At 63.6% G+C, this 25389-nt stretch carries 24 protein-coding genes; 9 read left to right on the top strand and 15 right to left on the bottom strand.

Features of this window, described 5'->3' with window-relative positions:
• Positions 1-12: 12 nt before the first annotated feature.
• The 3 genes from JQ632_RS04820 to JQ632_RS04810 form a co-directional block, all read right to left on the bottom strand.
• Entirely contained in the window at positions 13-2766 is a 2754-nt protein-coding gene (locus tag JQ632_RS04820) for a decarboxylase (RefSeq protein WP_212401140.1), read from the bottom strand.
• Positions 2767-2983: 217 nt separating this feature from the next.
• Positions 2984-4675 (bottom strand): SulP family inorganic anion transporter, encoded by a 1692-nt coding sequence (locus JQ632_RS04815; RefSeq protein WP_212401139.1) that lies wholly within the window; start codon positions 4673-4675, stop codon positions 2984-2986.
• Positions 4672-5355: a YoaK family protein gene (locus JQ632_RS04810; RefSeq protein WP_212401138.1), complete on the bottom strand. Its 684-nt coding sequence runs from the start codon at positions 5353-5355 to the stop codon at positions 4672-4674. The genes JQ632_RS04815 and JQ632_RS04810 overlap by 4 nt, the downstream gene beginning before the upstream one ends.
• A 136-nt stretch (positions 5356-5491) precedes the next feature.
• Here JQ632_RS04810 and JQ632_RS04805 point away from each other — a divergent pair, with 136 nt between their 5' ends.
• Genes JQ632_RS04805 through JQ632_RS04795 form a run of 3 tightly spaced genes read left to right on the top strand, consistent with a single transcriptional unit; the run spans position 5492 to position 8686 of the window.
• Positions 5492-7180, top strand: a complete 1689-nt coding sequence (locus JQ632_RS04805; protein ID WP_212401137.1) for an aspartate:alanine exchanger family transporter — start codon at positions 5492-5494, stop codon at positions 7178-7180.
• An 11-nt stretch (positions 7181-7191) separates the two neighbouring features.
• Entirely contained in the window at positions 7192-8073 is an 882-nt protein-coding gene (locus JQ632_RS04800) for a S9 family peptidase (RefSeq protein WP_212401136.1), read from the top strand.
• 28 nt (positions 8074-8101) lie between these two features.
• Entirely contained in the window at positions 8102-8686 is a 585-nt protein-coding gene (locus JQ632_RS04795; RefSeq protein ID WP_212401135.1) for an invasion associated locus B family protein, read from the top strand.
• A gap of 1 nt (position 8687) precedes the next feature.
• Here JQ632_RS04795 and JQ632_RS04790 read toward each other — a convergent pair whose 3' ends face one another.
• Together JQ632_RS04790 and JQ632_RS04785 are read right to left on the bottom strand one after the other, a co-directional pair.
• Positions 8688-9062, bottom strand: coding sequence for a response regulator transcription factor (locus tag JQ632_RS04790; protein WP_212401134.1), 375 nt, complete (start codon positions 9060-9062; stop codon positions 8688-8690).
• A gap of 163 nt (positions 9063-9225) precedes the next feature.
• Positions 9226-9858, bottom strand: coding sequence for a response regulator transcription factor (locus JQ632_RS04785; RefSeq protein ID WP_212401133.1), 633 nt, complete (start codon positions 9856-9858; stop codon positions 9226-9228).
• Positions 9859-10196: 338 nt separating this feature from the next.
• Here JQ632_RS04785 and JQ632_RS04780 point away from each other — a divergent pair, with 338 nt between their 5' ends.
• Complete coding sequence (locus JQ632_RS04780; protein WP_212401132.1) at positions 10197-10880, top strand: helix-turn-helix domain-containing protein; 684 nt, start codon at positions 10197-10199, stop codon at positions 10878-10880.
• On the opposite strand, the gene JQ632_RS04775 is transcribed toward JQ632_RS04780, so the two are convergent.
• The 5 genes from JQ632_RS04775 to JQ632_RS04755 all read right to left on the bottom strand — a co-directional run bounded on the left by JQ632_RS04775 (position 10858) and on the right by JQ632_RS04755 (position 15378).
• Positions 10858-11316: a potassium channel family protein gene (locus tag JQ632_RS04775; RefSeq protein WP_212401131.1), complete on the bottom strand. Its 459-nt coding sequence runs from the start codon at positions 11314-11316 to the stop codon at positions 10858-10860. The two genes, JQ632_RS04780 and JQ632_RS04775, sit on opposite strands and share 23 nt — an antisense overlap.
• 118 nt (positions 11317-11434) lie before the next feature.
• Complete coding sequence (locus JQ632_RS04770) at positions 11435-11602, bottom strand: hypothetical protein (RefSeq protein ID WP_212401130.1); 168 nt, start codon at positions 11600-11602, stop codon at positions 11435-11437.
• A gap of 26 nt (positions 11603-11628) precedes the next feature.
• Positions 11629-11979 (bottom strand): phasin, encoded by a 351-nt coding sequence (locus tag JQ632_RS04765; protein WP_212401129.1) that lies wholly within the window; start codon positions 11977-11979, stop codon positions 11629-11631.
• Positions 11980-11997: 18 nt separating this feature from the next.
• A complete protein-coding gene (locus JQ632_RS04760; RefSeq protein WP_212401128.1) occupies positions 11998-12861 on the bottom strand; it encodes an alpha/beta fold hydrolase in 864 nt (287 codons plus the stop codon).
• Positions 12862-12870: 9 nt separating this feature from the next.
• Complete coding sequence (locus JQ632_RS04755; RefSeq protein ID WP_212401127.1) at positions 12871-15378, bottom strand: alpha/beta hydrolase; 2508 nt, start codon at positions 15376-15378, stop codon at positions 12871-12873.
• 130 nt (positions 15379-15508) lie between these two features.
• On the opposite strand from JQ632_RS04755, the gene JQ632_RS04750 reads away from it, so the two are divergent.
• From JQ632_RS04750 to JQ632_RS04730, 5 genes are all read left to right on the top strand, one after another.
• On the top strand, positions 15509-16435 hold the full coding sequence (locus JQ632_RS04750) for an alpha/beta fold hydrolase (RefSeq protein WP_212401126.1): 927 nt from the start codon (positions 15509-15511) through the stop codon (positions 16433-16435).
• On the top strand, positions 16432-17034 hold the full coding sequence (locus JQ632_RS04745; RefSeq protein WP_212401125.1) for a hypothetical protein: 603 nt from the start codon (positions 16432-16434) through the stop codon (positions 17032-17034). The genes JQ632_RS04750 and JQ632_RS04745 overlap by 4 nt, the downstream gene beginning before the upstream one ends.
• A gap of 100 nt (positions 17035-17134) precedes the next feature.
• A complete protein-coding gene (locus JQ632_RS04740) occupies positions 17135-17782 on the top strand; it encodes a CoA transferase subunit A (RefSeq protein WP_212401124.1) in 648 nt (215 codons plus the stop codon).
• Positions 17783-17786: 4 nt separating this feature from the next.
• Positions 17787-18437, top strand: a complete 651-nt coding sequence (locus tag JQ632_RS04735) for a 3-oxoacid CoA-transferase subunit B (RefSeq protein ID WP_212401123.1) — start codon at positions 17787-17789, stop codon at positions 18435-18437.
• A 13-nt stretch (positions 18438-18450) separates the two neighbouring features.
• A complete protein-coding gene (locus tag JQ632_RS04730) occupies positions 18451-18909 on the top strand; it encodes a MaoC family dehydratase (protein WP_212401122.1) in 459 nt (152 codons plus the stop codon).
• A 6-nt stretch (positions 18910-18915) separates the two neighbouring features.
• Here the strand turns inward: JQ632_RS04730 and fabI are convergent, their stop codons facing one another.
• The 5 genes from fabI to JQ632_RS04705 all read right to left on the bottom strand — a co-directional run bounded on the left by fabI (position 18916) and on the right by JQ632_RS04705 (position 25299).
• Positions 18916-19704, bottom strand: a complete 789-nt coding sequence (gene fabI, locus JQ632_RS04725) for an enoyl-ACP reductase FabI (RefSeq protein WP_212401121.1) — start codon at positions 19702-19704, stop codon at positions 18916-18918.
• The gene (locus tag JQ632_RS04720) at positions 19701-20915 is read right to left on the bottom strand and encodes an acetate/propionate family kinase (protein ID WP_212401244.1); all 1215 of its coding nucleotides are present in this window, start codon (positions 20913-20915) and stop codon (positions 19701-19703) included. The genes fabI and JQ632_RS04720 overlap by 4 nt, the downstream gene beginning before the upstream one ends.
• 5 nt (positions 20916-20920) lie before the next feature.
• Positions 20921-21883: a phosphate acetyltransferase gene (locus JQ632_RS04715; RefSeq protein WP_212401120.1), complete on the bottom strand. Its 963-nt coding sequence runs from the start codon at positions 21881-21883 to the stop codon at positions 20921-20923.
• 29 nt (positions 21884-21912) lie between these two features.
• Positions 21913-24141 carry a DUF3141 domain-containing protein gene (locus JQ632_RS04710; RefSeq protein WP_212401119.1) on the bottom strand — a complete coding sequence of 743 codons (2229 nt, stop codon included), beginning with the start codon at positions 24139-24141 and terminating at the stop codon, positions 21913-21915.
• Positions 24142-24207: 66 nt separating this feature from the next.
• On the bottom strand, positions 24208-25299 hold the full coding sequence (locus JQ632_RS04705) for an AI-2E family transporter (protein WP_212401118.1): 1092 nt from the start codon (positions 25297-25299) through the stop codon (positions 24208-24210).
• Between the last annotated feature and the right edge of the window lie 90 nt (positions 25300-25389).

Genomic DNA, 25389 nt, shown 5'->3' with positions numbered 1-25389 from the left:
GTCGTCCCCTGTTTATGACGCGGCCTTGAGCTTCGGCGAGGCGCCGGGCTTCGGCCGGCCGATCTTCGCCAAGGCTTCCGTCCGCACGAGCTTCAGGCCCTCCTTGGCGTCGTAGCCGTGGATCTCCTTCACATCGAGCTTGCGCATGAAGTCGATGGTCTCCTGTGTGATGACCTGGCCCGGCACCATGATCGGGAAGCCCGGCGGATACGGGATCACGAAATTGGCGGAGACAAGCTCGGGGCCCGCCTTCAGGCGGCGATCGATCTCGGGATCGCCGAGACGGATGTGTTCGCACCCAGCCGCATCGTACGCCGCAAAGAAGCCGCCGCGGATATCGCCCTCGTTGGTCTTGGTGCCGGCATCGCTGCGGAAGCTTGGATGGAAATGCGAGAAGTTCGGCAGATCCGGCACGTCCTTCATCAGGCTGTTGACCCGGGCCTCGAACGTCTTCTTGGCGTTGGCACCACCCTGCGCGAGCCCGCGATCGACTTCGCCCGCGATCTCGGCCAGCACGCGGATCAGATGCGCGACGTCGCTGCGGGTGTTGTTGATGTTGGACTGGACCAGGACCGAGTTGCGCGAGGTCTTGTTGACCTGGATGTTGTACTCGTTTGACAAAATGCCTTTGAACTGCGTGCCGTCGAAACCGGCAGTGCCGCATACCAGCGTCATGCGCGTCGGATCGAGGCAGAATTCATCGTCATCGAGGCTCTTCAGCGTGTTGGCCCAGTTCACGCCGGGTGAGAGATAATCAGTGAATCCGCTCTGTCGATATTGGGCGGGCACCATGGCGTCGGCGCCGAGAACGCGGAAATACTTCGAGATCAGCGGATTGTTGTTGACCGCCTGGCGGATCGCGAGCGCGATCTCCATGGCGTTGGCGACGAGACCATAGCCCTCGAGCTCCATCTGGCGCCGCGAGACGTCGAGGCTCGCGATAAGCTGCTGGTTCGGGCTGGTCGAGGCGTGCGTGAACACGGCCTCCTTAAACTGCTGCTCGACCGTGTGGAATTCGACGTCCTTGACCGCGAGCATGGAGCCCTGGCGGATCGCCGACATCGATTTGTGGGTCGAGTTGGTCTGATAGACGCGCAGGCGAATCTTACGCGGATCGGGAATCAGCCGGGTCTTGAGCAAGACCTCGTCCGACGGATTCTTGCCGAGCTCGGCCTGCTGCTTCTCATAGGCCTCGACCGATTTCGGATCGAGCATCCAGGCCTCGATCTCGTTGGCCGCTCCCATCCCGGTGCGCCGCCGCAGGAACGGCGAGAAGCGCGCAAAGCCGAACCAGGCCTCGTCCCACAGGAAGATCAGGTCCGGCTTGATGGCGAGGCATTCCTCCATCACCCGGCGGGTGTTGTAGATGTGGCCGTCGAAGGTGCAGTTGGTGAGGTCGAGCAACTTGACCCGGTCGAGCCGGCCGTCGGCCTTGGCATTCAGCAGGGCCTGCTTGATGGTCTTCAGCGGCACCGCGCCATACATCGAATATTCCGTCATCGGAAACGCTTCGACATAGAGCGGCTGTGCGCCCGACAGCACCATTCCGTAATGATGCGACTTGTGGCAGTTGCGGTCGACGATCGCGATGTCGCCGGGCGCGAGCAACGCCTGCACGGCCATCTTGTTCGACGTCGAGGTGCCGTTGGTCACGAAGAACACGCGATCGGCGCCGAGTGCCCGCGCCGCCTTGTCCTGCGCCTTCTTGATGTTGCCGGTCGGCTCCAGCAGGCTGTCCAGGCCGCCGGTGGTCGCGCTGCTTTCCGCCAAAAACAGGTTCAGGCCGTAGAATTCGCCCATGTCGCGGATCCAGTCCGACTTGAAGACGGACTTGCCGCGCGCGATCGGCAGCGCATGGAACGTTCCGATAGGACGCTGCGCATACTTTTTGAGATTGTCGAAGAACGGCGTGTCGTAGCGATCCTGCACGCCCTCGAGGATCGAGAGATGCAATTCGAGCAGGTCCTCGATGGAATAGAAGATGCGGCGGGCGACATTGGCCTCGGGATTGCCGGCCATCGCCTCCACGTCGCGGTTGGACATGAGATAGATGTCGAGTTCGGGACGGACGCGCTTGATGATGTGGGCGAGCCGGAGCGTCGAGGCGTCGGATTCGTCGTTGAGACCGGCGGCGGCAGTCATGGAGCGGAGCACCGGCGCATCATGGCGCGAGCGCAGCCCGAACCCCTCGTTGATGACGACGGCTGCAAGGTTGGGATTGAGGAGCGTGGCGCAGAAGGCGTCTTCGAGACTGCCGACGATCACGGGTTCGTAGACGAAAGCATCGACCGGACGCCGCAGCTTGCGCCATTCGTTGGCGAGCGCGGGCCAGCTGCCGGCCGGGACACCTGTGACGATCAGCGTTTCGAAATAGGGACGGCGCGCGGCATGCGTCCCAAACACCTGCGGTACAAGATCGGGGGTCTCGCCATTGCCCTCATCGCTTGCATTCCAGTCGCCGGCGTGCTGGCGGAAGGACCGCGTCGTCAACGCCTGCGTCAGCCGTGTCGCAAGAGCGAGCGAAGTTGCCGCATCGCCCGTCGCGGCCGCTTCCCGCAGGGCTCCCATCAGATGCAGGCCGGGATAGCCGTGAAACTCCTCGGTCACCGAGAGATCGGCCAGCGCGGCATCGTACTTCGCGCGGTCCCCGCCGCGCGCCCATGCCTTTGCCGTTTCCACGAGATCGCGCCAATCGTCGGCCCGCCCTCCCGGGCCGGTAGAGAACTGATCGATGCGCTTGTGTGCAGGCTTGGCGTCCTTGGACATGTTTCTCTCCCGAATCCCTGCTGGTCCTTTGGAGCAAAGGTGATGATGGATCGTGGGTAGCGCGCGGCGCGCTCCATTGATCCAAGTCAACGGTCGCGCATGACATGAGACGATCCGCAGCCGAAGGCACGGGCTTTGCGGTGCAACAGCGATATGGCTTAGCCGGTCCGGACGTAGGTGACGGATCGGCTCGTCCCTGTGTACTGGTTCCCGGGCCCTATTTGGCAGGGCTATCGCCGAGCACGCTGTCGAGCGATCGCAGCCACTGACCGCTGTCGGTCTTCTCCGCCAATCCCTCAGCCCGCAAGAGATCGCGCAGTTGCGCGTGCGCACCAACGATGCAGAAGGCGACGCGGCGGGAGGCGAGTTCGTCGTAGAGATCGCGCAGCATGCGGGCGCCCGCCAGATCGATATAGGGCGACGCCGAAAGGTCGCAGGCCACCAGGCGGATGTCCGGCGCCTTCCGGAGCGCGACCAGCACCGTCTCGAGAATCGTCTCGGCATTGATGTAGAGCAGCGAAGCCTCGGGGCGGAACGCGATGACCCCGATGAGAGGTTCCACGCCTTCGTGCCTGGCGCGGTCGGAATAGCGGCCGCTGCCGGGCAGCCGGCCGAGGAATGCGACGTTCGGCTGCGAGGCGCGCGCCAGCAGCAGGAAGATCGACGCGATCGATGCCAGCAGGACGCCCTGCAATATGCCGAGCAGCAGCACGGACACCAGCGCGATGGCCGCGGCATAGAAGTCGATGCGGCTGACCCGCCACATCCGCAGCAGTGCGCGAATGTCTACCAGGCGGTAGACGGCCGCAAAGACGATGGCCGCGAGCACCGCCTTGGGCAGATTGGTCAAGAGCCCGGTGAAGAAGAGAAGGCACAGCCCAAGCGTCACCGAGCAGATCACCAGCGCCAGCGGCGTCCGTGCGCCGGCGCTGTCATTGACGGCCGATTGCGACAGGCCACCGGCGACGGGATAGCCGTGACCGAAGGCCGCAGCGAGGTTCGCGGCCCCGAGCCCCAAAAATTCCTGCCGCACGTCGAGGGCATAGCCGTGCTTGGCGGCAAAGCTGCGGGCGGCTGAGACACCCTCGATATAGGCCAGCAGCACGCAGCCGGCAGCGAGCGGGAAGAGATCGTCGAACTCCAGCAGGCCAAACGTCGGCAACGCGAGTGACGGCAGTCCCTCGGGAATCTTCCCGGTGACGGGGACGCCAAGGGCTGGCAATCCGAGGAGCGTTGCCATCGCAATCGACAGCGCCACGATGGTGATGCCGACCGGCTTTCCCGGCAGAAACCGTTCGCCGAGTAGGAGGAGTAGCAGCGCAACCGCGCCGACGCCCAGAATGAGGAGGTTGATGTCCCCGAGCTGGCCCGCGAGCTTGATGACGCGGTCGAAAAAATTATGGCCGCCGCCGGGAACACCGAGCAGGCTCGGCAACTGGCTCATGATGATGGTGAGCCCTGCCCCGGCCTTGAAGCCGACCAGGATGCTGTCGCTGACCAGGCGAACGAGGACGCTGAGCTTGAACAGCCAGGCGATGAAACACAGCACCGCCACCGCACAGGCGGCAAGGCTCGCGATCTGCGCGTAGCGCACCACATCGCCGCCGGCGAGCACGCCGACGGTTCCGGCGATCATCAAGGAGATTGCGGAGGTCGGACCGATGGCGAGCTGCCGCGACGATCCGAGCAAGGCATAACCGATGCCGCCCAGCATATAGCCGTAGATTCCGACCTGCGGCGGCAGGCCGGCCAACGCGGCGTAGGCCAGCGAAACCGGGATCGCGTAAGCGGCGAGCGTGATGCCAGCAATCGCATCCGACGACAGCCACTCACCGCGATAGGCGGCAAGCCAGCCGGCCGGCGGGAAAAACCGCATCCAGCTCACATGTGGCTCGGCTGGTCCGTTCATGCGCGCACCTCGCCTCGCCCGGCTTCGCAGCGCAGCAGCACGATCAACAGCGCGATCACCGGAATGCCCAGCGTCAGATCGGGGATGTTTTTCGTCGCGAAGGCACCCACCGCGGCGCCAAAGCCGAAGACGGCGCACAACGCGGCCAGGATACCCGAGCGGCGCAGCGTTCCGTTGGAGGCAGCTCCGGCGACGGACGCGAAGGCGGCCTCGATCGCCTGGCGCATGTTGCCGGTGATCATCACCGTGCTGCAAACCGCGCCCTCGACCTTGGTGAAGATGGATGCCTGCATGGCAGCGACGAACGAGATCCCGAGTGTTCCGGCACGATCCGGCAGCCGATTGTGCAGGATGCCGATCGCGATCAGGAGCAGGATCTCGACCAACGTGCTGATCGCGCTGGCTCGCTCTGCCGCAACGCGGCGCAACCAGGCCGCCATCACGATCCCGACCGCGAAGGCGAGGATCGGCGGTATGAAGTGCAGCGCCCTCGCCCAGTCGCCGGTCATCGCATACACCCAGAGAAAGATCAGGTTGGCGGTCTGGGCGTTCGCCATCACGCCGTGGATGATCCAGGTGTAGGCGTCGATGTAACCGCCGGTGAAGGCGAGCAGTAGAACGATCAAAACCGTTTCATCGCGGCGTATCGACGAACCGGCGGTGATGTCGAGAGAACTCATGTCGGGAATGTCGGCTGTCGCAGTTGCTGCATGATCCCATGGGCAACACCGTACCGGCGGCTGGCTTGATTTGGATCAAGCAATCCCCGGATTGCAGGATTGAGATCGGGCAAAACGCCCGGGGGAAGATGCGACCATGGATACTCTCAGGTGGATCATCTCCGCGGCTCCGGAGATCTTTCTGCTGCTGGCCGTTGCCATCGGCACGATCCTGGGGCGCGTGAAGGTCCGCGGTTTCGCAATCGGCACCACGGCCTGCATCCTGATCGTTTCCGTGCTGATCGGGCAGCTCGGGGGCTTTGCCTTCCCGCCAATCCTCAGGGCGATCCTGTTCAGCCTGTTCGTGTTCACGATCGGCTACCGGTCGGGGCCCGAGTTTTTTGCCTCGCTTAGCATCCGCACGTTGGCGCAGGTCGCGATGGCGCTCGTGATGGGCGGCACGGGACTCCTCATCGTCCTTGCGTTCGCTTTCAGCTTCAAGCTCGACCCGGGCACCGCGTCCGGCATCGCCGCAGGCGCCCTGACGCAATCCTCCGTGATCGGCACCGCATCCGGCGCGCTGGCGCAACTCGGCCTGCCGAGCGAGTTGTTGAAGCAGCAGGAGGCCAACATCGCGGCCGGCTACGCCGTCACCTATGTGCTCGGCTATATCCTGACGCTGCTGTTCGTGCCGTTCGTCGCGCCAAAACTGATGCGGATCGATCTCAAGGTCGAAGCAAAGAAGCTGGAGGCGGAGCTCTCCGGCGGCGAGACGCCGCAAACCGAGAATCTTTCCTACCGAAAATTCCAGGCGCGTGCCTATCTCGTTTCAGCGGCTGCGGGCCGCACCGTCAGGTCGATCGAAGAGGAGATCGGCAGCCGCACGGTCGTCGAGCGCATTGTGCGCCAAGGAATCGACGTCGAGCCGCATCTGGACACCGTGCTTGAGGCCGGCGACAACGTCGTCATCGCCGGACGCACCGCAGCCATCGTTGCTGCAAAGCCGCTCATCGGTACCGAGATCGACGCCGACGAAATCCTCAAGGCGATCCCCGGCAACGTGATCGAGGTACTGGTCGACAGCCCGAACCTCCACGGCCGTTCCATCAAGGACGTCGCCGAACGCGTCGGCGGCAATGCGCGCGGCGTCTTCCTGCGTGCGCTGACGCGGATGGGCCGCGAGGTTCCCCTGAGCGCCGATACGCGAGTCTATGTTGGCGACGTCATGACGCTGGTCGGCAGCACCCGGAACATCGAGCGGGCCGCAGCGAATGTCGGCCAGATCCTGCGCGCCGGCGACCGCGCCGATATCGCCTTCCTCGCCGCCGGTATTGCCATTGGTCTGCTCGCCGGCCTCGTCAGCTTCAAGGTCGGCGGCGTCGCGCTGACGCTCGGCGGCGGCGGCGGTGCGCTGATCGCGGGTCTCGTCTGCGGGTATCTGCGCTCGCGCCGGCCGACGATGGGCGCGTTGCCGCCCGCTGCGCAGCAGACACTAAGCGATCTCGGACTCGGCGGCTTCATCGCAGCCATCGGGCTCGGCAATGGTGCCGCCGCCTGGGCCGCGATCCAGGCCCATGGCCTGCTGCTGGTCGGCATGGGTCTTGTCATCACCATCGTGCCGCTGGTCGTCGCGACGCTGTTTGCCTATTACGTGCTGCGCATGAACCCGGTCGTCACGTGCGGTGCGCTGGCCGGCGCAATGACCGTCGATGCCGCCGTGAACGGTGCCTGCGAGGTCGCCGAGAGCCAGACGCCGGTGCTCGGCGTTGCCGTGCCTTATGCCGTCGGAAACGTGATCCTGACCGTGCTCGGCCCGATCATCGTGGCCGCCACCTACACCGGCTGACGGAGGTGCCGATGCGGTTTGCTCACATTCTCCGCTGGCTGACCGCACTTCTCGTCCTGATTGCCGCGCCGGCGCGCGCCGAGGACAAGGCGGATACCACCCGTATCCAGGAGGAGATCTGGGCGCTGGCGCTGCCGTTGCCGATGTTCGGCTACGTGGCACGGCCCGTGGGCGACGGTCCGTTTCCGCTTGTCATCATGAACCACGGCGTCTCGCTCAATCCGACCGACCGCAGCTTCTTTCCGCTGGTGGAATTCCGTGACGCCGCCAAATGGTTCGCCCGGCGCGGCTATTTCGTGGTGGCGCCGGTCGGCACCGGCTATGGCGCATCCGCCCTCGACATCCCCGAACGCGGCATCTATGGCCCGTTCTTCTCCAAGGTCGGCAAGTGCACCAATCCGAACTTCCATGACGCAGGCCGCGCCGTAGCGCAGGTCGATCTCTGGATCATCGACTTCCTGGCCGCCGAGAAGCGGATCGTGCCAAAGGACGTCATCGTGGTCGGGCAATCCGCAGGTGGCTGGGCCGCGATCGCGCTATCCAGCCTCAATCCGCCGCCAGTCAAGGCGATCATCATCTTCGCGGCCGGTCGCGGTGGTCGGGTCGGCGGCAAGCCCAACAACAATTGCGCGCCCGACAAGCTGGTCGAGGCGACTGCGGATTTCGGCCGCACCTCACGCGTGCCAATGCTGTGGATCTACATCGACAACGATACGTTCTTTGGCCCCGCCCTCTCCAAGCGCATGCACGAGGCCTTCAGCGCCGCCGGCGGCAAGGCCGAATATCATCTGATGCCGCCGTTCGGGAATGAAGGACATTTCTTCATCGGCTCGCCGGACGCGGTCCCGATCTGGTCCCCGCTGGTCTCGAAATTTCTCGACGCGCAGAAGTGAGCGCGCAGGCGATGTCTGGAGGCTAACCATGGTCGATATCCGTCACTGCCTGCCGGGTCTGCTGCTCGCAGCTGTCTTCGGCGTAACCCCGATCACTGGAGCTGTGGCGCGCGAAAAGTCGCAAGTTGCCAAGCCCGCCGAGGTGGCAGCGCGCGGACCACGCGAGGCAAAGGACATTACTTATGGAGATTGGCAAAAACTCTGCTTCAAGCCGGGCGGCGCGCCGACCCTATGCCGAACGTCGATCACCGGCAGGTTTCCGACCGGACAGATGGCGGTGCGCATCGACCTGATCGAGCGCGAGGACAGCAAGACCGCACGGCTGCAATTGTTCGTGCCCGTCGGCATGCATCTGCAACACGCGGTCAAGCTGACCGTGGACCAGGGCAGCCCTCATCAGGTGCCGTACACCTGGTGCCTCACCAATGCCTGCATTGCCGGTGATGTGGCCGACTCGAAATTAATCAAGGACATGGAATCGGGGAAGGCACTCGTTCTGGAGGTCGTCGATTCCAATCTTCTGTCGTTGACGACAACGCTGCCGCTCGCGCAATTCGCGTCCGCACGCAAGGGCCCGCCAGCGAAGACGATGCAGCAGGACGTCGACGAATGAGTTAGTTGACGCCGGCGCAGGCCCGCTCGATCGATCCGATCAAGGCATGCGCCGCGAACGGCTTGGTCAAATAGGCGACGCATCCCGACTCGAGCGCGGCCGCGCGGTTCGCCGGACTGTCATTGCCGGTGATATAGATGACCGGCGCCGTAACGCCATCATGCGCAAGCCGCCGGCGCAGCTCGATCCCCGACTGATCGCTCAGATTGATGTCGATGATGAGACAGACGGCCTCGTCGAAACTGCCATGGTCGACGAGCGCAGTCGCCGAGCCGAACAGCAGCGTGCTGAAACCGTGCTCGCGCAGCAGCCGCTTGATGCTCATGCGCATCGATGTATCGTCGTCGATGACGAAGACTGACCTGCGTGTCGACAAGATGGATGGCCTTCTTGTTGACTGAGCGGATTGACCGGGCAACGCGTCCGACAAGTTGAGGCGTCAGTGCCGCGCTCTCATCAACGCTCTGTCAACACAGTTTCATATTGTCCCTTCGGACAGGTCCGGCTTACAGGGAGCTGACAACGCGACCGACGATCAATCAGCCACGCGTTCCGTCGTTTGCATCGAGTATTCCCAGCCGCTCCGCGATCGAAACGAGCTCCGCAAGCGAACGGGCCTGCATCTTCTCCATCACCTGGTGGCGGTGCGCCTTCACCGTGCGCTCGGTCGTGCCGAGCTCATAGGCGATCTGCTTGTTGATTCTGCCGCGTACGATCAGGTCGAACACCTGGCGCTCGCGCGGCGTCAGCAGGGCTAGAAGCGTACGGAAACCATCGAGCCTGCTGCGCTGGCTCAGCGAGGTCGCCTGCCGCGCCAATGCGCGCTCGATCGCATCGATCAATTGCTCCGACGACACCGGCTTGGTCAGAAAGTCCTCAGCGCCCGCCTTGATGGCCCGGACGGTGGTCGGCGTATCGGCATGGCCGGTGAGAAAGACGATTGGAAGCGTCGAGCCGAGCTCGATCAAACGGCTCTGCAGCTCGGGGCCGCTCAGCCCCGGTATCTGCACGTCAAGCAAAATACATCCGGGCTTGTCGTCGTCGGGCAGCCGGTCGAGCAGCTCTTGCGCCGCCGCATACGTCGCGACGTCATAGCCGGCGAGCTTCAGACGGCGTTCCATCGCCGTCCGGAACGATGCATCGTCGTCGACCACGTGGATAAGGCCGGGCAATTTCACCTCTTTGCCGCGGTGGGTTCCGCGGGATTTTCGATATCCTGGTCCGTTCGAGACGCTACGGGACCGTCCTTATGAATGGTACCGGGCATAACGAACACTCCGCAAATTGAAACAACAGCGATACGAAGATGCATTCCAGCGGCGCGAAGGTCTTCTCACTGCGTGCAAGATATTGCCGTCCTGTCCCTTGGTACAATGCCCCTAGAGACAATGGTTAAAAAACCGACCTCCGTCGTAGATCAACCTCGGCGAGAGTGGGACAGCGCGGCGCACTCCTCGCAATGAATATTCGCTCAAGACCAATTCAGCGATCGACGTTGAGGAGTTGGCCCATGTTCGTACGCGTCACGACCGACCCGCTTCCCCGCCCCAATTCGCTCAATGACCTCGGCATGACCAGCGATTCGAATCCGTTGGTCAGTTTGAACGAATTTACTTACAAAAAGGGCAACGAGATCTACGGCGAAAAGGAGCCGGCCGAGTACGTCTATCAGGTCAAGACCGGCGCGGTCAGGAGCTACAAGCTGCTCTCCGACGGACGCCGCCAGATTGGCGCGTTTCATCTCGCCGGCGACATCTTCGGGCTGGAGAACGGCAGCGCGCATCGTTTCACAGCGGAAGCCATCATCGACACGACCGTTCGCCTGATCCGGCGGCAAAGCCTCGAGACCGTGGCCGAGAGCGATGCCATGGTCGCCAAGAACCTGCTCAGCATGACCACGACCAATCTCCAGCATGCGGAGGACCACATGCTGCTGCTGGGGCGGAAGACGTCGCTGGAGCGGGTCGCCGCTTTCCTGCTCGAGATGGACAAGCGGCTGACGGCCGCAGGCGTCATGGCACTGCCGATGTCACGGCGCGACATTGCCGACTATCTCGGCCTGACGCTGGAGACCGTCTCGCGCGCGATCTCGCATTTGCACGAGCTCGGCACGCTCGGCTTCATCGGCAACAACCAGCGCCAGATCGTGCTGCTGGACCGGCAGCAGCTCGCTAGCCTCGATCTTCAGAACTGAAGCCGGGCGCGTCGATCGCAGCGAGATGCTCCAGCGTCTTGCGCAAGACTTCGAACAGGACCGCTGTCGACCAGCCGAACAGCAGGATGCCGTTCATTGCGGCCATCGGCCCCGTCAGGCGCCACGTCTCGACCGGGGTGATGTCGCCGTAGCCGAGCGTGGTGTAGTTCACGAACGTGAAATAGAACACCTCACTGCCGGGCGGTGTCGCACCGATCGTCCAATAGGCCAGCGCCCAGACCAGGATCTCGAGCGTGTGCGCCACCATCAGCGCCGCGGCGGTCCCTGCCATCACGGTCATCAGATGCAAACGCGGCCGTACCGTGTGGCGAAGCCCCGCCGCTCGGGCGACGTCAATGGCGCCGATCGTCACCAGCGCATGGATCATGATGTTGATGAGGCTGACGACGGTGCCGACGAGGAATTGGAGTGCCATTGTCCCCCCGTGAAAAAGCCGTCGTCGGGTTGAGGTCGACGACGGCTCCAATGTGAACTCGTTGCGATGGTCAACGCAAGGTCGGCCAAACCCGCGGGCTCCCCCGAACCCGATCAGTTCAGTCACGCTTGCGATCGAGGCGCATGCGTTGTGCCTTCATGCGCTTGATCTCCTCGTTCAGCGCATCCATCTTGTCATCGCGCCGCTGGTCCTTGGACGCCTCCTGATCGCTGCTGCGGATTTTCTCGAGCGCCTTTTCGGCCGAGAGCTTCTTTATTTCAGCCATGAGCTTCTCCTCTCGGGCCTCTCAACCTAGCTCTTTTGGCCGAACATGCCGGTCGCCGCCTTCATGGCCGACTCGCCCATGTTCTTGGCCTGATCGGTGAGCGTGCGCATCTGGTCCTGGAAGAAGTCCGACTGGATCTTGAGGGCGTCCTGCATGTCCTTGGCCTGGATGAGCCTGTCGCCGAGATCGAATGTCGCAGTCACGTTGCGCTGCATGTGGGCGCAGAACTCCTTGGCCTGGCCGGCGATCGGCAAGGGCGAGGAGCTGAGGCCTTTTTCCAGCAGATCGAAATACTCAGCGTTGGCCTTGCGTATGCGCCCGAGCGCCTCGGCAAGCATCGTGCGGACGTTTTCGGCGGACGGATTGATCTCAACCATGGCACTACTCCCTTTGGGTTATGCAGCGAGCCCCCCGAACCAGGCTCCAAAATAGCCGGCATAGAGCGCCGGCAGCTCGAGATTCATCGAGTGCCCGACCCGGGGCACGATCACCAGCCGGCAATCCGGCATCGCCTCGGCCATGGCGCGGAGGTCGGTCGGCGGAATCCAGCCGTCCCATTCGCCCCACAGCACCAGATGCGAATGTCCGATGTCCGGCATGCGCCGCTCCAGTTCGCGGCTTTCCTTCTCCCGGGTGAGGTTGACCGGCGTCCCGATCCAGATGCCCTCGGAGACACCAAAGGTCTGCTCGATGATCCGGTCAAACAAGGCCTGGATCTCGCCGAGGCCCTCGCGGAACCGCGGGACCGCATTCGGCGCCATGCTCTCCGGGACGAACAGGGACGTGGCCGCGGTCGCCATCACGGTCCGCGTCAGTTCCTTACTGGCCATCATGGCCCTGAACAACCCGATCTGGTCGGCGTTGAAGGCCATGCCGAGCGGGGTCACCGGATCGAGCGCGAACACGCGACCGAAGCGCTGCGGCTGCATCAGCAACATGCGTGCGGCAATGATGCCGCCGGTCGAGTGCGTTGCGAGGTGGCAGTACTTGATATCGAGCGTATCCAGCGCTGTCAGCATGTCCTCGGCATGCTGCTGCATCGAGTAGTTGGAATAGTCCGCCGCGGCCTTCGGCCGGTCGCTGTCGCCGCAGCCGCGCCAGTCGATGCCGATCACACGCAGGCCCGAGGGGAACAGCGGCGCGGCGAGCTCGATCCAGTCCTTGCTAGCGAGATTGCCGTGGATGAAGACGACGGTGACGTCGCCTTGTCCCCACTCTCGCCAGCCCAGCTGTACCTCTCCCGCCTGCACCCTCGGCATGAACCGGTCCTATTTGTTGAGACCGGCCGTCGGCGCCGCGCCGGGCGGTGTCGGTGCGACCGGGATGGCCGACGCCACTGCGCCCTTGATCATACGATCGGTGCCCTGCGGCGATGAAGTATCGACCGTTCCCTTGGTCACGAAGTCCACAACGTCGGCGGAATACTCGACCGGATTGTCGGTGTGGATGAAGTGTCCGGTCTCCGGGTAGATCTTGAGCATCGGCCGGTTGCCGGCATTGGTCATGCGCGTCATGAACGGCGTGATGACGTCGCGCCCGAGATCCGTCAGCCCGTTGAATGCGGGCGTCGGGATGAACGGCTCCTTGTCGCCGAACGCCAGGAAGATCGGCGCCTTGATCTGGGTGACCCGTTCGTAAAGGTTCTTCGGGTCATCCTGCTGAAGCTCGGCGCCGATCGTGTAGATGTCGAAGATGAAGACGTTGCACCACTGTTCGAGCTCCTTCGGGTTGCCCGTGATGAGCCCGACACGCTGCTCGGTGTGGAAGCGGGCATATTCGCTATCGTTGAAGAAGTAGCCGCTCTTCGCTGCCGACACCACGCCGGTATTCGGGTCGCGCTTCTTGAAGTAGAAAAAGTCGCGCACGCTCTGTTCGTCGCGGGCCTTCTCCGCGGCCAGGATGCCGGTCTGGTCCCAGACCTGCTTCCACTTGTCAAAGTCGCGGCCGAGGCCCTGCTCGAACAGCGGCGCCTTCTTGTCCTTGGCGATGGTGATCTCGCGCGGATATTCCTCGAGACCGGACGGCGCCTCGAGCGCGAGGCTCTGCACCGCGTCCGGCCAGGTCAGGGCGTAGCCCACGACGAACTGACCGCCGAGCGAGTGGCCGAGATAGACAGCCTTCTTGACGCCGAGCTGGTTGACCACGAGGTCGTAGATGACCTCGCGCATGTCCTGCATGGTACGCGCCGGGCTCTTGTCGAGATTGCCGGGACCGGACATGCCGTAATGCGGCAGGTCGGGCACGATCACGCGCAGCCCGCTACGCAGCGCGTACTGCATGACGTTGCCGTAATGGCCGCCAAAGGCACCCTTGCCGTGGATGATGACGAGCACCTTCGGATCCCTGTCGGTGCCGGCATACTCATCCATGTAGCCGATCTGCCAGGAATTGCCGCGAGCATCCTTGGCGTTGGCGAATTTGACCGGATAGGGATAGGTCACGGCCTCCTTCCAGAAGGATTTGTTCGGATCGATCTTCTCGGCAACGCCAGGTACGCGATAGTTCTTGTCAACGAATTTTTGCGCGCGATCGAGAGCCGCGACGTCGTCCATGAAGGCGACGAATTTCGGATCGTTCTTGCGCTGGTTGATGATCGGGAACACGCCGTAATGCGCGACCGGGCTTTCCTGCGCGATCAGGTCGGCGCCGGGCACGCGATCGACGGCCTTCTGCGCCAGCTTGAAGTTCAGCCAGAGGTCGTTGGTGATGTGCATCACCAGCGTGCGCGCCTGGATACGGCCGAGATAGGGATTGATGTTATGGGTCTCGCCGACCCGGTTGCGCCAGACAAGATCGACGGCGTCATAGAGCTTGGCGCGATTGATGACGTTCAAACCGGCCTTCTCGTTCGGGGAATCCCAGTAGAAGATTTCAGGCTGCACTGCGGCCCAGTTCTGGGTCGTGCGATAGGAAAAGTCGTAGCCGGTCATGCCCAGGATAGACCAGCCGAAGGCAACGCCCGGCACCGGATGCTTCTCCTTGGGCAGCTTGTAATAGTCGCCCTTGGTCGACTGCCAGACCGGGTCGGACTCGATCGCGGCCGTCATCATCTGGAAGGTCCAGTTGCCGACGGGGTCATCGCCGTCCGACTGCGTGGTGCCGCCAATCGGCATCAAGGCGCTCACATATTCCGGATGCATCACGCCCCAGACATAAGTCTGCGTGCCGCCCATGGAAACGCCGGCCACCAGTGCCACACGCGCGACCTTCAGCCCGTCGCGCAGCAGGCGGTAGTTGGCCTGCACCATGTCAAAGTAGCTGTACTGCGGAAACTTGATGCCGAGGCCGTCCGACGGCTTGCTGGCACCCCAGGTCCCCAGCGGATCGACCATGATGATGTAGTACTTGTCGGTATCGATTGGCCGGCCCGGGCCGATAATCGGTACGCTGCCGGACAGCGGGGCACCAACGACCCACTGCTCGTACATGTCGGTGGAATCACCGGAATAGTAGGAATTGATCACGACGGCGTTGGTGATCTCGCCGGCCGCGTTGCGCCGCGCGTTGCCGATCGCGATATAGGCCGTGCGCAGCTTCCCGGCCCCGAGCGATTCCAGCGTGACGCCGCCCTCCCCGCCATTCTCCCATTTGGAGGGATTGGCGAGGTCGTACTTCCCGCCGAGGCGGAAGTTGGCGATCTCATACGTCTTCTTCAGCTCGTCATGCTTCACCTGCGAGGATCGGCGGGTGAAGGGTTGTGCGACTGCGAGAGCGGTGCCGACGAGCAATACGATCAGGCTGACGAAGCAACGCTTCAAGAAATCTGTCCCGGTCATGACGAACTCCTCCCTGGCGCAATTTTTGAAACGCTAGAAAGGACAACCGGGGAAGCTTTGATCTAACTCAATGGAATCCGATCATGGAGGTCGAGGATCGCAGACACCAGAACGCCGGTAGTTTTGCGCGATGCCCTTTCTCAGCCACGGCTCGTATCGGATACGCTATGAGCTCGACGGGCCGGCGGACGCGCCCGCTTTTGTGCTGGTGAACGGACTCACGCAATATTCCGAGCTCTGGGCCGCCTATCGCGAGGCCCTGCTGGCGCGTGGCTTTCGCGTCGCAACCTTCGACCTGCTGGGACAGGGAGCCTCCGACAAGCCGACGCTCTTCATCAGCCAGGACGACCAGGTGACCGCGCTGCATCTTTTGATCGGCGAGCTCGGCGATGGCCCGATCTTCCTGAGCGGCATCAGCTTTGGCGGCCTGATCGCGCTGCGCTATGCCATCGAGCATGGCGAGCACATTGCGGGCCTCGTGCCAATGAGCTGCTTTGCCGAGCTTTCGCCTCAACTTCTACTGATCGGCAATGCCTTGCGGACCGGACTGATCCTCGGCGGCACCGGCTACCTCCAGGATCTGCTGTTGCCGATGAACCTGTCGGACCAATGGTTAAAGCCGCTGCTCGACAAGCTCGACAGCGTCAAGCGCCAGGGCTGGCTGGTCAACGACGTCTACGCGCTCCAGAACCTGATGGAATCGTTCCTCGACTTCCAGCCGCTCACGCCGCGCCTGTCCGCGATATCAGTGCCGACAATGATCCTCAACGGCGAGTTCGACTTCCTGACGCCGCGCCATTTGCACGAGACCCTGCGCGTCGAAATCCCCAACAGCGCGCTGGTGATCATTCCAAAAGCCTATCACGCCTTCACGCTGGAGAAGGGCGCGCTCACCGCCGACCTGCTCGCACGCTTCGCCGATGACGTCCTGGCGGGCCGCTGGCAGGGAAACCAAGCCGTCTGGGTCGCACCGGACGAGCCCGGCGGTGAGCTCGCGCCGTTTCCCGCCGGCTACGATCATCTGCGTGCGATCCCGGTCAGGAGGACGCAGCCATGAGCGGATTCCTGGGTCCCCTTGATCCCGGCGGCCGCGTCCCGCCGCGTCAGCAGACGCTGGTCGCGGCGTTCCTGATCTCGGCGCATGGCGCGCTTGCCCGGCAGTTCGCCTTCACCCTGCCGCTCAAGCTCGATGCCGCTTGGCAGACCGAATTGAACGCACAGTTCTATCGTGAAACGGAGATCGTCTCGCTACTGATGCGCGCGACCTCCTGGGTGCCCGATATTGCCTTGGCCCAAATGGTCGCATCCTGGGAGACCGCCTGGCTGCCTACACCGATCGAGGGAATCGCAGACCGTCCCCTCGCGCAAGCCGTTCACCTCGCAACGCTTGCCCATGCCGTGCATGCAGGTATCCGGCCGGCCGCGCTGCTGCCGGTGGACTCCAATGCGCAGGATCCGTTTGTCATGGCGCTCCGCCGCATCGAGTTCGAGAGCGGCCGACTGTTGCAGGCGCAGATCCTCTTCCTCAAGGGCGCCGAACTTGCACCCTATCGCGACGCCGTCAGCGCGACGCTCGAAAAGCGCCACACCGGCGTCCGCAAGCTCTGGCGCGAGACGCTCGAAAGCATCGGCATCGACCTGCCGCGGTCGGAATGATCTGAAGCCTTGATGCAAATCAAAGGAGCACTATCGCCGGCCGCCAACATTCCAATACTGCCCCCTAGCGCCGATCCTCGGCTGACCGGGAGTTTCAATCATGAAGGCCGTTTCCGTCGAAGAAGCTGTTGCGATGATTCCGCCAGGCGCCAGCGTGATGGTCGGCGGCTTCATGGCTGTCGGAACACCGGAGCGCCTGCTCGACGAAATCGTCCGGCAGAAGAAGACCGGCCTGACCCTGATCTGCAACGACGCCGCCACGCCCGGCAAGGGCGTCGGCAAGCTGTTCGACGCGGCGCTGGTCTCGAAACTGACCGCAACGCATATCGGCCTCAATCCGAAGGCGCAGCAGCAGATGCTGGCGAACCAGATCGCCGTCAATCTCGTGCCGCAAGGCACTTTCGTCGAACGTATCCGAGCGGGCGGATGCGGCCTTGGCGGCGTGCTGACGCCGACGGGGGTCGGCACGCTGGTCGCGGAAGGCAAGCGCCAGATCGAAGTCGACGGCAAGCCGTTCCTGCTGGAGACGGCGCTGCGGGCGCAGTTCGCGCTGGTGCACGCCTTCCTCGCCGACTATCTCGGCAACCTCGCTTACGCACTGACCTCCCGCAACTTCAACCCTGTCATGGCGATGGCCGCGGATACCGTCATCGTCACGGCAGAGAACATCGTCCCCGTCGGCGTAATCGCGCCCGACCACGTCGTGACGCCGGCGCCGCTCGTCGACTACCTCATTACGAACGGGTGAGACCATGGATCCGCAGATCATCATCGCCCGGCGCGTCGCCAAGGAATTGAAGAGCGGCAACCTCGTCAATCTCGGCATTGGCATTCCGACGCTGGTCGCAAACTACGTGCCGTCGGACCTGAAAGTGTTCTTTCAATCCGAGAACGGACTGATCGGCACCGGGCCGATTCCTGAGCAAGGCATGGCGCATCCGACGCTGACGGACGCCGGCGGCCGGCCGATCAGCGCGCTGCCGGGCGCCAGCACGTTCGACAGTGCGATGTCGTTCGGACTGATCCGCGGCGGTCATGTCGACGTGACCGTGCTCGGCGGGCTCCAGGTCGACGCACACGGCCTTCTCGCCAACTGGATGATCCCCGGCAAGATGGTGCCGGGCATGGGCGGCGCCATGGACCTCGTCACCGGCGCCAAGCGCGTCATCGTTGCCATGCAGCACGCCGCCAAGGGCAAATCGAAGATCGTCGCCAAATGCACCCTGCCCCTGACCTCGGCGCGCCCCGTCAATCTGGTCGTGACCGACATGGCGGTCATCGGCTTTCCCGACGGCAAGGCGACGCTGCTTGAAACCGCGCCTGGCGTCAGCGTCGGTGAGGTCATGGCGGTGACGGAAGCTGAGCTTGCCGTTCCCGACACTGTCCCGGAAATGAAGCTCTGACGAGGTTCCGACCATGCGAATATTTGGCGACTTCAACGAGATCAAATCCGCCGTCGGTACCGAGATCGGCGCCAGCGACTGGATCGAGATCACGCAGGACCGCATCAACAAGTTCGCCGATGCGACCTGCGACGAGCAATGGATTCATGTCGACCAGGAACGCGCCAAGCAGGAGATGCCCGGCGGCAAGACCATCGCCCACGGGCTGTTGTCGCTCGCGCTGGCACCGATGTTCATCCGTTCGGTGATCGGCCTGAAGGGCCTGCGTAACACGCTGAATTATGGCGCCGACCGCATCCGCTATCTGGCGCCTGTCCCCGCCGGCTCGAAACTGCGCGGCCGCGTTACGATCGCAGAAGCCGAGGACGTGCCGCCGGACGGCCTGCGCGTCAACTACCATCTCGTGATCGAGATCGAAGGCGGCAAAAAGCCCGCCTGCGTCGCAGAGCTGATCGGCCTGCATTACCGTTGAGTGCGCTCAGTCGATGATGTGATAGCCGCCGTCGATATAGAGCACACCGCCCGTGATCAGCTTGGCGCCGTCGAGCGCCAGGAACGCGGTGGCATTGCCGACGTCGTCGATGCTGACGAGGCTGCGCGACGGTGCCTTCGACTGCGCCTTGTCCATCAGCTCATCGAATTCGGGGATACCTGACGCCGCACGGGTGGCGAGCGGTCCGGGCGAGATCGCGTGGACGCGGATGCCCTTCGGCCCGAACTCGGCCGCGATATAGCGGACAGAGGCCTCGAGCGCCGCCTTGGCCACGCCCATCACGTTGTAGTTCTCGACCACCATCTGGCTGCCGTAATAGGTCATGGTGAACAACGTGCCGCCGTTCTTCATCAAGGGCTCGGCGAGATGCGCCATCCGCATGAACGACCAGCAGGAGACGTCCATTGTCTTGAGGAAGCCATCGCGGTTCACATCCACGACGCGGCCGTGCAGCGCCTCCTTCGGCGAGAAGGCGATGGAGTGCAGCATGAAATCGAGCTGTCCCCATTCTTTCGCAATGCGTTCGAACACCGCTTCCGTCTGGCCTTCGACCATGACGTCGAGCGGCATGAAGATCGGCGCCTCCAGCGCCTGCGCCAACGGCTCAACGTGTTTCCTGGCGCGATCGTTGAGATAAGTGACGGCGAGCTCGGCGCCGAGCGCGCGAAACGCCCTTGCGCAGCCCCAGGCGATCGACTGGTCGTTGGCGATGCCGACCACCAGGCCCTTCTTACCCTTCAGGGCGACCTTGCTATCCGGGAATACGGGGATCATGACACCCTCTCATGTCTGGGGTTGGGCGAGTGGCCGTTCATCAGCAGCGATAGCGTATGCTGCGCGATCATCAGTTCCTCGTCGGTCGGCACGACGTAGACAGGAATGAGACTGCTTGGGCGCGATATCAGCCGGGAATGGCGTTCGTTCTCGGCCGCGTCGAGCACGACGCCGAGCCAGCCGAGCTGCTCCGCCACGCGCGCGCGAATCCCGGCCGAATTCTCGCCAATGCCGGCGGTGAAGACGAAGGCGTCGAGGCCCTGGAGCGCGGCCGCCAGCATTCCGGCGGCAAGACCGATGCGGTAGACGAAGTAGTCGACCGCCAGCCTGGCGCGCGGATCAGCGCTCGCCTCCAGTTCGCGCATGTCGTTGCTGACGCCGGAAAGGCCCTTCAATCCGCAGTCGCGATAGAGGAAATCCTGCACCTTTGCTGCCGACATGCCCTTCTCGGACATCAGGTACAACACGACGCCCGGATCGAGCTGGCCGGGACGCGTGCCCATCGGCAACCCATCGAGCGCGGTAAATCCCATGGTGCTCTCGACGCTCTGTCCGCCCTTCATCGCGCACATCGAGGCGCCGCTGCCGAGATGGGCAACGATCACCCGGCGCTTCGCGATATCAGGCGCGATCTGCGGCAGGGTCTTGGAGATGTATTCATAGGAGAGCCCGTGAAATCCGTAACGCCGGACGCCTTCGGCGTGGAGCTGGTGCGGAATCGCGTAGTGGTCGGCAAGCGGGCCGTGCGTGCGATGGAACGCGGTGTCGAAGCAGGCGACCTGCGGCAGCGTCGGCAAATTGGTCAGGATCGAGCGGATCGGCGCCAGATTATGCGGCTGGTGCAGCGGCGCCAGCGTCACGAAGCGCTCCAGCCGCGCCACCACGCCATGGTCGATCAGAACCGGCCGCTCATAGTCCGGCCCGCCATGCACGACCCGGTGCCCGACGGCGAGCGGATGAATGCGAGCCTCGTTCCTGAGCCATTCGCCCGTCACGTCCATCGCGGCCGGAACGTCCGGAATGGCTTCGATCGGGTAGGCCCGATCGGCCATCGGATCCCCGGTCGCCCCGCTCGCCCGCAGGCGCGGACGGCTGCCGATGCCGTCCATCTGTCCCTTGATCAGCCGGCGAAGCCTTCCCTCACCCTCGATCGCGAAGACCTGGAACTTGACGCTGGACGAGCCGGCGTTGATGACGAGGATGGTGTCCATGGTGGTCACGCCGCAACTGTCGGCGCCTTCTGACGCCGAGCATGAGCATAGAGCGCAGCGACCGCGCAGGACGCCATCCGCGCCCGCGGGCTGTCCGCACGCGAGGTCAGGACGACCGGCACGCGCGCGCCGAGCACGATGCCCGCACTATCGGCCTTGGCGAAATAGGAGAGGTTCTTGGCGAGCATGTTGCCCGCTTCCAGGTCCGGCACGACGAGGATCTGCGCACGCCCGGCGACCTCGGATTTGATACCCTTGATCCGCGCGGACTCGACGTCGATCGCATTGTCGAAGGCCAGCGGTCCATCGAGCACGCCGCCGGTGATCTGCCCGCGGTCGGCCATCTTGCAGAGTGCCGCGGCCTCGATCGTGGAGGGGATTTTCGACGTCACCGTCTCGACGGCGGACAGGATGGCGACACGGGGTGCTTTGCCGAAACCGGCATGGTTGTAGAGGTCGATCGCGTTCTGGATGATGTCGCGCTTGGCGTCGAGATCGGGAAAGATATTGATCGCGGCATCCGTGACGAAGATGGTCTCGGCATAGGCCGGCACGTCCATGACAAAGACATGGCTGATGCGGCGGTCTGTGCGCAAGCCGCCGACCTTCGCCGTCACGGCCCGCATCAGCTCATCCGTGTGCAGGCTGCCCTTCATGAGCAGTTCGCCCCGGGCGGCGTGGATGATCTCGACGCCCTTCGCGGCGGCATCGTCGCTGTGGGCGGCGTCGACGATCTCATAGCCGGCGATGTCCAGTCCGAACTTGGCGGCGGTATCCCTGATCTTCCGCTCGGGGCCGACCAGCAGGGGCCGGATGATGCCGGCACTCGCGCTGTCGACGGCGCCGCGCAGCGATGTCTCGTCGCAGGGATGCACGACCACGGTGGTCGTCGGCGGGATGGCCTTCGCCGCCGCGATCAGTCGATCATATTTGCTGGGAGACTGCGTGGTGGCCGCATTTGCTGACATGATGTTGCTCCCGATCCTTCCAAAGCGCGTTACGACGCCTTCGCCTTCGGGTCGAAGGGGGCGACGTTCGACGTCCTCTCGGAACCCTCCGCGGCATCGATGCCAAACAGCCCTGCAACCTGACGCAGACGGTTCGCCCGCTCGCCCGTGATGTCCTCGCTCGCGGACAGCACCTGCCGGATCGCCTCAAAAGCGGCGCGGCGGAGATTGACGTCGTCGGGCAACAGCTTCGGAATAGCGGCCAGCGCCGCATCCCGATCAAGCAGCAGCATGAAGAACTGCTCGCGCACCAGCATCTTGAACTCGGGCAGCGTCATGCGCGCGCCGCCATGCTCGCGACGGATCTGGCGCAAGGCCTCGATGCTTCGTTCATCGACCATCCCGCGTGCCGACCCGACATCGAGCAGAGCGCGCAACGCCGCCTCGCGAAGACCGCCCTCGCCGATCCGCGCCTTCAGTTCGCCGATCCGTTTCTCGAGCAAGGCGCGGTGCTCGGCGGACATCTCACGCTGGCGAGACGGCGCGGAATTCGGATCGATCCCGACCGCCGCCTGCAGCGCAGGCGAACCATAGACGTTGAGGAAGATCGCTTCGCTCAAAGCTTCCTGCGAATCGCGCCAGCTATCCAGGGCGTGAACGATCTGCTTCGACATCTGTTCCTGGAACGCCAGGAAGGGATTGTTCGACGACACCGGCTTGCGATTCTCGTCGGCCTTCTCGGCCAAGGACTTCACCGTCGCCATATAGGGATTCTGGCTGCTGAAAATTTCGTACTGCAGCCGCAGCGGATGCATGTTGTGGGCCCACTCGGCCATCTGCGGCGTCACCATGCCCTTGATCCAGGGCTGGACGAATTTCTGATAGGCCGCGAGATTGATCTCCGAGACGCGCTTGGCGGCAGCAAAGCGCCGCTCGTCCTCGGGCGAGTTGCCGCCCATGGCACGGATGTCGTCCAGCGTCCGCGCCTCGCAGCGCATCACCCATTGGCCGACGACGAGATCGGAACTCGCAGTCTCCTCGCCCTTTGCCTCGAACGTCGCCTCATACAGGCCGGGAGGCAGAACGTCGATCAGGTCGATATTGCTGGAGAATTCGGCATGCTCCTTCTTGGCGACGCCGCCGGACACGAAGATGCCGAGATGACCGATGCTCTTGTGCACGGTGTAGACGATGGTCTGCCCATAGGCCCTGATCTCGTCGACATCGGCATAGCAATCGAGGATCCAGTTGAGGGCCTGCTGGGGCGGCGTGACGTTGTCGCCCTCGGAGCAGAACACGACGATCGGCGAGCGGATGTTGCGCAGGTCGACCTTCTTTCCGTCGGACATCTCGATCTTGCCGGCGGCGAGATTGTTGCCCACGAACAATTCGTCGACGATGAACTGGATCTCCTCGGCGTTCAGGTTGACGTGACCGCCCCACCAGCGCTCGAATTCGAGATAGCGGTCCGCTTCGGTGTCGACCTTCGAATACACATTATATTGCTTGGTCCAGAGCGTGTTCGACGGGTTCTGGTTTTCGAAGTTCTGCACCAGCCAGGCACCGTCGAACTTGCCGGCGCCGAGATCGGAGGTCAGCGCAGTCAGCCAGCTCCCGCCCAACAGCCCGCCCGAATAGCGCATCGGATATTTTCCGTGTACGCCCTCCCAATAGGCCAGCGGCGCACCGGCGATGATGATCGGCCCGAACAACTCGGGGCGCAGCGACGCCAGGATCATCACCGCCCATCCGGCCTGGCAATTGCCGATCACGCAAGGCTTGCCGTCGGCGTCCGGGTGACGGCTGATGACTTTCTCGACGAACAGGGCTTCGGCGCGCGCGATGCGCTCGATGGTCTGTCCGGGCATCGGCTCCGGCAAGAATCCGATGAAATAGCAGGGATGCCCCGCCTTCATCGCCACGCCGATCTCGCTGTCCGCCTTGAAGCCGCCGATGCCGGGACCGTGGCCCGCGCGGGGATCGACCACGACGAACGGCCGCCGGTTCATGTCGATCTCGACGTTGTCGGGCGGAATGATGCGCACCAGCGCGTAATTGACGGGCTCGTCGAGCTTGCGGCCGTCCATGATCAGTTCGGCGGAATATTGCAGGACGTGCGGCGCGGTTTGCGCGACGTGCTCCCGGTACTGGTCGCCCCGCCGGCGCATGATGTCCAGAAACAGCACGCTGCGCTGTCCCGCATCGACCATGTACTCCACGGCCGACGCGACCAGGCCCGACATGGGGCCTTCGGGAAGTTTCACGTTTTCCATCGACATGTTTTGACCTCGTCGCCCGCGCGAAATCATTCAAGGAGGCTCTGACCTTGCCAACGTTGACATAGGTCAACGGTCGGCGATGACCTGCGGCGCGGATCCCGCGCGGTCGATGCGGATCCAGGCGACCGCCAGTTCCCAGGCAACCGACAGGATGATCGGACCGATGAAGAGGCCGACTATTCCGTGCGCCAGCGTTCCGCCGATCACGCCGACCAGGATCACGAGCGTCGGCGTGGTCAGGCCGCGCCCCATGACCAGCGGTTTCAGGATATTGTCGAGGAGACCGACGATGACGAAAAAGACCGTGAACAGCAGCGCCGTGGTGACGTCCTTGTCCATCCAGATCCAGACGATCACGGGCAACAGCACGGGGGTCGGACCGATCTGCACGATCGATAACAACAGCGCGATGAAGGCGGCCAGACCGGCGCTCGGAACGCCGGCCAGCTTGAACCCGATACCGGCGAGCAGCGATTGGATGACGGCAACGCCGATCACGCCTTGAGCGACGGCGCGGATGGTCGCGCCGGCGAGTTCAAGGAAATGCTCGCTCTGCTCGGGGATGATCCGGAACAAAAAACCCCGGCCGGCGGCCACGAGCTGCGGCCCGAACGGAAACAGGAAGCCCATCACCAGGACCGACACGAGAAATTGCAGCGTGCCGACGCCGGCATCGCCGGCGAGCGAGAGCATCGTCCCCGCCAGCGGCTTCAGATATGGGGCAATCTCGCGCAGCACGGCCCGGATGTTGGTGTTTGCCTGATGCCAAAGCTCATAGAGCTGCGGACCAATCAGCGGCCAGGTCTTGATTTGCTCCGGTGGCGCCTGAAGCACGAGGTCGCCGGTGCCGATCTGGCTCGCGAGATCCTTGACCCCCTCGACTGCGCTCAAACCGAGCCAGGTCGCCGGCCCTATCACGATCCCGAGCGTGACCAAGGTGAGAAGGACCGCCGCCGTCCGGGGGCGGCCGCCAAGCCATTTGGCGAGCCAACTAAAGGCGGGGTAGAACGCAACCGCAAGCACCGCCGCCCAGGTCAGGATCGGCACAAAGGGCTTGATGATGACGAAGGTCCACAGGATCAAGAGCGCCAGCAATCCGAGCCGGATCACGAGCTGGATGACCTCCTCTGCGGACAGGAGCTGGCGAAGTGTCTTCACGGCGGCGCCTTCGTCTGGATCGCAACGAGCGTAGTCGCCACCCTTGCGCAGCCATCTTGATCCAAATCAAGCTGCGGACGGCGACTGGCG

Source organism: Bradyrhizobium liaoningense, assembly GCF_018130955.1.
Lineage (GTDB): Bacteria > Pseudomonadota > Alphaproteobacteria > Rhizobiales > Xanthobacteraceae > Bradyrhizobium > Bradyrhizobium liaoningense_C.
This window is presented reverse-complemented; position numbering and strand designations above follow the sequence as displayed.